This is a genomic window from Pseudomonas sp. NFXW11 (genome assembly GCF_049887815.1).
Taxonomy (GTDB): domain Bacteria; phylum Pseudomonadota; class Gammaproteobacteria; order Pseudomonadales; family Pseudomonadaceae; genus Aquipseudomonas.
This window is the reverse complement of record NZ_JAGEKI010000003.1, coordinates 458,101-465,613: the sequence shown is the minus strand read 5'-3', so window position 1 is coordinate 465,613 and position 7,513 is coordinate 458,101. Positions and strand designations below refer to the sequence as shown.

The following is a 7,513-nucleotide window of genomic DNA, read 5'->3' as shown; positions in this document are numbered from 1 at the left end:
AAAAAGGAAGGAAAGTATTAATATCACGCATAAGAACGCCGGTTTTTTAGATCTGTTTGCTCGCACGAACATCATCTATCAAATCGGCGTTTTTGTTTCTGAGTTTCCCGGGATTCCGTGAAGAACCTTTTTTTTGCCTGGGGTTCTAGAAACTGTAGGTGCCGGTGACCACCAGGCTGCGGGGATCACCCGGCTGGATCTGGAAGGCGCTGGTGGCGGAGCTGTAGTAGTCGCGGTCGGCGATATTGTTCAGCGCCGCGCGCACGTCCCAGTCCTTGTGCCGGTAGCCGGCCAGGGCATCCCAACGGCCGTAGCCTGGCAGCACCACGGTATTGGCGTTGTCGGCGTAGCGGTCGCCCACCAGGGTCAGGCCGGTTTCGGCGTACCAGCCCAGCTCCGGTTTCCAGGTGATAAACAGGCTGCCATTGCGCTTGGCCACGTCAGAGATACGGTTGCCCTCATCGCCATTGGTGCTTTTGACGATGGTTGCATCCTGCAAGCCCAGGCCGCCGCGCAGGTACCAGTTGCCGACGATCTTGCCGCTGGCGCTCAGCTCGATGCCGCGGGAACGCTGCAGCCCGGTGAGCAGGATGATATTGCGGTCCAGCGGGTCGGTGGTGCGGCGGTTGTAGAGCTCCAGTTCATACACCGCCAGGGTGGTGCTCAGGCGCTCGTCGAGCCAGTCGCTCTTGACCCCGATTTCCTTCTGCCGGGTCAGTTCCGGGCTCAGGTCGTTGCCGTTGCCGGCGGCGTTCGGGGTGATGCCGATCAGGCCACCGCCCACCGGGGAGAACGACTTGCTCCACGAGGCATAGAAGGAGTGGTGTTCCAGGGGTGTCCAGACCACCCCGACGCGCGGGCTGAAACTGTGGTTTTCGCGGCTGTCGGAAACCCCGGTACGGCGGTTGGTGGTCTCCACGTCGAAGTTGTCGTAGCGCAGGCCGGCCAGCAGTTGCCATTGATCGTTCAGGCGCAACTGGTCCTGCACGTAGAGGGCGCGGCTTTCCACTTCGGTGTGGTTGTTGCTGGAGACCTGCATGCGTCCGCTATGGCTCTGGTACGGGTTGGGCCGGTATAGGTCGACGGCGGGCACCGCCTGGCTACCGGGGCCGCTGGTGGCGGCGTTGTAGAGGATCGGGTCGCGGCGCTGGCTGCCGAACTCCAGGCCGGTGAGCAGGCGGTGCTCAAGGCCGAAGGTGTCGAAGCGGCCTTCCAGCTCGCTGTTGTTATAGATGTTGCGGGTCTTCAGGTCCTGCTGCCAGCGCTGGCGCTGAACCTGGCCGGTGCTGGCGTTGTAGCCAGTCTGGTAGGTGTTGTCGAAGTCGCTGTCGAGCTTGAACACGCCGAGGGTGTGGCGCAGCTGCCAGCTGTCATTGAGTTCGTAGGTCAGCTTGGAGCGCAGCGACTGGGACTTGTCGTCGATAAAGTCGCGCTTGTCGCCGTAGGTGGTTCCCTGGCTGACCGGTGCCGGGCGGCCGTTGAGGCTGGTGATGCCGCGGTCCGGGGTGCGGTTGTAGCGGCTGTATTCGTATTGCACCAGCCAGTTCAGCTCTGGCGTCAGTTGCCAGCTCATGGACGGCGCGAACAGTTGGCGGTTGCCACTGACGCCGTCGCGGAAGCTGTTCTTGTCCTCGTTGCCCAGGTTCAGGCGCAGGCTGAGGTTCTCGCTCGGATCGGCATTGAGGTCCGCGTACAGGCTGCGCAGGTCCTGGCTGCCGCCCTGGACTTCGATGCTGGAACGGCGGCCGAATTCCGGCAGCTTGCTCACCCGGTTGATGATGCCTCCCTGGCTGCCACGGCCGTACAGCACGGCTGCCGGCCCCTTGAGCACTTCCACGCGCTCGATGTTGTGCAGGTCGCGCACGTACTGGCTGTCGTCGCGGATACCGTCCAGGTAGAAGTCGTTGCTGGCGTCGAAACCACGAATGCGCACGCTGTCGAAGCGGGTATCGGCACCGCTGCTGACGTTGGGAATGCCGCTCAGCACACTGCCCAGATCGTTCTGGCCGTAGTCCCGCACGTTGGCCGTCTTGATCGTGTCGATGGCCTGGGGCACATAGCGCGCCGGGGTGGAAGTGCGAGTCGCGGTGCTGACTTCCTTGACCCGTGGATCATCAGGGTCGGCCGCAGCTTCGGCACTGATGGAGGTCACTGGCAGGGTGGTGCTGGCGGCATAGGCAAAACCACTGGCCAGCAGGGTGCAAAGCCCCAGGGACAGAGGCGTGAGACGGAAATGGGCAGGCATGTGAAGCGCATCCGAGAGGAAGGTGGGTCAGGGGTGCGAATGGTAATGCTTGCTATTTACTTATGTGAATTATTACCTAATAGTTCCCTGATGATTTTGTTTCCAATTGTTTCTATCGTGTATTGGCCTGCATACAGGGGCTAAAGAGAATGATTCGACCGATTGCCGCAACAGACTGAGAGCCATTTCGAGGTTTTTCCCCTGGCCTGCGGGGCATAGTCTGCGCGGCATCGAATTGCCAAGTCGTTTCTGGAGTCCTGTATGTCCTCGGCTACCCTGCATTACATCTATGACCCTCTGTGCGGCTGGTGCTATGGCGCCAAGCCACTGCTGCAGGCCGCCCAGGCGGTGCTGCCGGTGGTGGCCCATGGCGGCGGCATGATGACCGGGCGCAACCGCCAGCCGGTGTCGCCACAGCTGCGTGACTATGTCATCCCCCATGATCGGCGTATCGCCGAGTACACCGGGCAGCCTTTCGGCGAGGCCTATTTCGAGGGCCTGCTGCGTGATGAGTCGGCGGTCTTCGACTCGGCGCCGCCGATCGCCGCGGTACTGGCGGCCCAGGCCCTGGACGGTCGCGGCCTGGAGCTGCTGGGGCGCTTGCAGAGCGCTCATTACCAGGAGGGCCGGCGGATTGCCGATCGCGAGGTACTGCTGGAGCTGGCGCAGAGCCTGGGTTATGCCCCCGAGTCGTTCGCGGCGGCTTTCGAGCAGGCCCAGGCGGTTGCCCTGGACGAACATATAAAAGCCAGCCGGGCGCTGCTGGCCAAGGTCGGCGGGCAGGGCTTCCCGACCCTGGCGCTGGAGCGGGATGGCCGTTACCAGTTGCTCGATATCAGCCCCTGGCTGGGCAAACCCGAGGCCTTCAGCCAATGGCTCAAGACCTCGCTGGGCGCGGTTTCCGGCGCCAATGCTGGCGCGGTCCAGGCCTGTGGCCTGGACGGTTGTGCGCTTTGATCTCACCTGAGCGGTATGGAGTCTTCCATGGATAATCTTGCGTTGATCAAAAGCACCTACGAAGGTGCCAACTCCCAGGAAAACGCGCGCAACACCGCGGCGGCCCTGGCCCCCGATGCACGCTGGACCGAGGCGGCGGGTTTTCCCTATGCCGGTACCTATGTCGGTTTCGATGCGGTGCTCGAGCATGTGTTCAAGCGCCTGGGCACGGAGTGGCAGGACTTCAGCTTCAAGGTGGAAAACTACGTGGCCCAGGGCGACCAGGTGTTCGCCTACGGCAACTACCGGGGCACCTACAAGGCCTCGGGCAAGCCGATCGATGTGCGGGTGGCGCATCTGTGGACCCTGAAAAATGGCAAGGTCACGCACTTCGAGCAATTTGTCGACAGCCACAGCGTGCAGCTGGCAATGCTCTAGCCCGGGGTTCTTAGAATATTTTCTGCTATTTTAAGACGATTCACGAAATTGACACTTTATTGAGGGCACAGATAGGATTCGCCCCAACGCCTGTGGCCATGAGCCATATTTCAGAATAATAAAAGGCCCGCCGCGATCATTCGTGGGCGGGCCTTTTGTTTCGTCGGTAATAAGAGCGTTTCAACGCCATAGCCAGAAGAGCTCACAGCGCGTCAACAAACCGTAATAAGGAAAATAAAATGTTGAAACAGCGGATCTGCTTGATTGCACTGGGGATTTTGAGCGCTACACAAGCCATGGCCGATGGCCAGGCCGATGCCAAGGGCTTCGTCGAAGACAGCAGCCTGAAAGTGCTGCTGCGCAATGCCTATATCAATCGTGACAAGAAAGACGGTAACGATGACCAGCGCGAGTGGGGCCAGGCTGCCATCGGTACCTTCTCCTCGGGCTTCACCCAAGGCACCGTGGGCGTGGGCGTCGACGCCTTCGGCCTGTACGCTCTGCGCCTGGACAAGGGCAGCCATAGCGGCGGCCAGGGTATCGACTTCTTCAAACGCAGCGAAAACGGTAACAAGACCCCTGCGGGCGACCTGGCCAAGGCCGGCGCCGCGGTCAAGTTCCGCCTGTCCAACACCGTGCTGACCTACGGTGACCAGATGCCGGCCCTGCCGGTGCTGAACTACGACAACGGCCGCCTGCTGCCGGAAAGCTACACCGGCACCCTGATCACCTCCAAGGAGATCAAGGGCCTGGAGCTGAACGCCGGTCATTTCACCGCCGAATCGCGCAAGAGCGCCGAAGGTCGTGACAGCGGTGGCCTGAAGTCGATCAACGTGTTGGGCGGCAGCTACCAGTTCACCGAACAGTTCAAGGGCGCGCTCTACGCTTCCGACGTCGAAGATGTGCTGAAGAAGCAGTACGTGAACCTGAACTACGTGTTCCCGCTGGCCACCGATCAGTCCCTGACCCTGGACTTCAACGGCTACCGTACCGAACTGGACAAGTCCTACGCGCAGAAGGCCAAGGCCGGCGGCCAGGACAACAAGATCTGGAGCCTGGCAGCCACCTACGCTACCGGCCCGCACTCCTTCACCCTGGCGCACCAGCGCAGCACCGGCGACAGCCACCTGGGCTATGCCTACGGCGGCTACCAGCGTGGTCAGAACCGCGTGGGCGATGGCGGCAACACCATCTACCTGGCCAACTCCTACTGGTCCGACTTCAACGCTGAAGACGAGCGCAGCTGGCAGCTGGGCTACGGTCTGGACTTCGGCGCCTTCGGCGTACCGGGCCTGACCTACAACGTGGCGTACGTGCGTGGCGACAACATCACCACCTCGACCTCCACTGGCGGTACCGAACGGGAAATCTTCAACCAGTTCAAGTACGTGGTGCAGAGCGGCCCGGCCAAGGACCTGAGCGTGAAAGTGCGTAGCTCGATCCTGCGTGTGTCGCAGAAATCCAGCGAGTACAACGACAGCGGCAACGAGCTGCGGGTGTTCGTCGACTACCCGATCAACGTGTTCTGATGCACGCCTGATCGGCACCCGGTTACGGGTGTCGCTCCACAAGAAGCCCCGACTGGTTCGGGGCTTTTTTGTGCTTGGTGGTTTGCTCTCGGCCCTGGGCTGGAAGGCTTCGCCTGAGGACATTGCTTTCCGCGCATTTGCCACTAGCTTTATGCCATCAGGGATGATGCACGTGCCGCAATGGATGCGGGAGAGGCTGTGGTCCTCGGCAATTTCCCTGTGCGAACCGACCCGTTGGCAGCCTGCCGCGGGCCGGCTTATCCCTCGTTTCCTGGAGCACAGGAGAACAGCATGAAAGGACCCTTGCCGATCGCTGCCTATGGTGCAGCTGTCATGTTATCGCTGGCGGGCGCCAGCCAGCCGGTGCTGGCCGCTGAAGCCGCGCGGACTTTCGCCAACCCCGGCAACCTGCAGGAGCAGGCGCCCGAACGCAAAACCGCTGAAAGCAACCTGCTGATGTCGTCCCGGCCGACCAACCGCAGCACCTTGCCGCCCGAACCCCATGGCGGTGTGGAGCGGGCCCTGGTGCTGGACATCGACTACACCCGCAACACCCTCTTCGACCCGGCCACCGGGCGCAAGGTGCCGGTCAACCTGCGCAGCTACAAGGGCACCGATGTCGATGGCTCGGCGCCGTTCGTCGCGCCCACCATCAACGTGACCCCGGGCGATACCGTGCGCATCACCCTCAACAACAAGCTCAAGGCCGATGTGCCGTGCGACGGCCACGGCGCCGAGCCGGACCAGCCGCAGTGCTTCAACAGTACCAACCTGCATTCCCACGGGCTGTGGGTGAGCCCCGCCGGCAACAGCGACAACGTGCTGCTGTCGATCAACCCCGGGGTCAGCTTCCAGTACGAATACAACATTCCCGCCGACCATCCGGCCGGGACCTTCTGGTACCACCCGCACCGCCATGGTTCCACCGCCTTGCAGGTGGCCAGCGGCATGGCCGGGGCCTTGATCATCCGCGGCAGCCGCCTGCCTTCCTCCAATAGCAATGGCGATATCGACACCCTGCTCAAGTCGGCCGACAACCGGCCCTTCCCCGAGCGCCTGCTGGTGCTGCAGCAGATTCCCTATGCCTGCAAAGGGGTCAAGGTCGATCCGCAGACCGGCGACAAGAGCGTGGACTGGAGCTGCGATCAGGGCGAGGTGGGAGTGGTGGAGGACTATGCCCAACTCGGCTTCGATACCTGGGGCAAGTCTGGGCGCTATACCAGCATCAATGGCGTGGTCCAGCCGATCTTCTACAACGCCCAGGCCGGCCAGATCGAACGCTGGCGCCTGGTGCACGCGGGGATTCGCGACACTATCAAGCTGGAGTTCCGCAAGCTGGCCGACAGCGGCCTGGCCAAGAGCAATACGGGTATCACTGCGGCTGAAGCCGATGCCTTTGTCAGCGAGCAGTGTGTGGGTGATCCGGAGGACTACCAGGTCATAGCCGCCGACGGCCTGACCTTCGGCCAGGCCCAGCAACGCCAGCAGGTCACCCTGCAACCGGGCTACCGCAACGACCTGCTGATGATCTTCCGGCAGACCGGGCGCTATTGCGTGGTGGATGCTGCGCAATCGGCCAATGCGGGTGTGTCCCAGGCGGCCAGCGGCCGGCAGATACTGGGTTTTGTCGATGTGCAGGGCGGTACGCCGGTGAGCGACAGCCTCAGCTACCTGACCCAGGCACTGGTGGATTCGGCACAGCGCAATATGCCCATCACGGTGCGCGAGCATGTGATCAGCGACCTCAAGGACGGCTTGAAGCTGACTCGGTTCGTTGCGCACCAGGACATCGTCGACAGCGAAGTGAAGAACCAGCCGGACGAGAAACTGGTGTTCTACATCAACCGTGACGACAAGAAGAACCCCAAGTTCGAGGTGGGTACCAGCATGAATGATCTCAAGCCTTATGAACCCGGCAAGATCAACCGCCACCTGACCCTGGGCACGGCGCAGGGCTGGCAGCTGAGTTCGGGGTTTGCCAGCCACCCCTTCCATATCCACGTCAATCCGTTCCAGGTGGTCAAGATCATTGGCCCCGACGGCAGCGACCTGAGCCTGCCGGGAGCGGTCGATAAAACCGACCCCACCGATCAGCAGTACGCCGGGCTGCAGAACGTGTGGAAGGACACACTGTTCGTCAAGGGCCCGGACCAGGACGGACGGCCCTACACCCTGTATGTGCGCACCCGTTACGAGCGCTACATCGGCGAGTTCGTCCTGCATTGCCACATTCTCGACCACGAGGACCAGGGCATGATGCAGAACGTCAGCATCGAGCTGCCCGATGGCCAGGGCGGCACCGCGCCCATGCACCACTGATGGCCTGAAAGACCCAGGGCGCCTTTTCCGGCGCCCTGGGTGGGGC

Annotated in this window: 5 protein-coding genes; 4 read left to right on the top strand and 1 reads right to left on the bottom strand. The window is 62.2% G+C overall.

What is annotated here, in order from left to right; translation table 11 throughout:
• Positions 1–145: 145 nt before the first annotated feature.
• Positions 146–2,245, bottom strand: a complete 2,100-nt coding sequence (locus J4P02_RS07835; RefSeq protein WP_426189001.1) for a TonB-dependent receptor — start codon at positions 2,243–2,245, stop codon at positions 146–148.
• Positions 2,246–2,506: 261 nt separating this feature from the next.
• Here J4P02_RS07835 and J4P02_RS07830 point away from each other — a divergent pair, with 261 nt between their 5' ends.
• From J4P02_RS07830 to J4P02_RS07815, 4 genes are all read left to right on the top strand, one after another.
• A complete protein-coding gene (locus J4P02_RS07830) occupies positions 2,507–3,202 on the top strand; it encodes a DsbA family protein (protein WP_426189000.1) in 696 nt (231 codons plus the stop codon).
• 27 nt (positions 3,203–3,229) lie between these two features.
• On the top strand, positions 3,230–3,619 hold the full coding sequence (locus J4P02_RS07825) for a nuclear transport factor 2 family protein (protein WP_426188999.1): 390 nt from the start codon (positions 3,230–3,232) through the stop codon (positions 3,617–3,619).
• A gap of 239 nt (positions 3,620–3,858) precedes the next feature.
• Positions 3,859–5,148, top strand: coding sequence for an OprD family porin (locus J4P02_RS07820; protein ID WP_426188998.1), 1,290 nt, complete (start codon positions 3,859–3,861; stop codon positions 5,146–5,148).
• Positions 5,149–5,481: 333 nt separating this feature from the next.
• Positions 5,482–7,467, top strand: coding sequence for a multicopper oxidase family protein (locus J4P02_RS07815; RefSeq protein WP_426188997.1), 1,986 nt, complete (start codon positions 5,482–5,484; stop codon positions 7,465–7,467).
• Positions 7,468–7,513 lie beyond the last annotated feature (46 nt).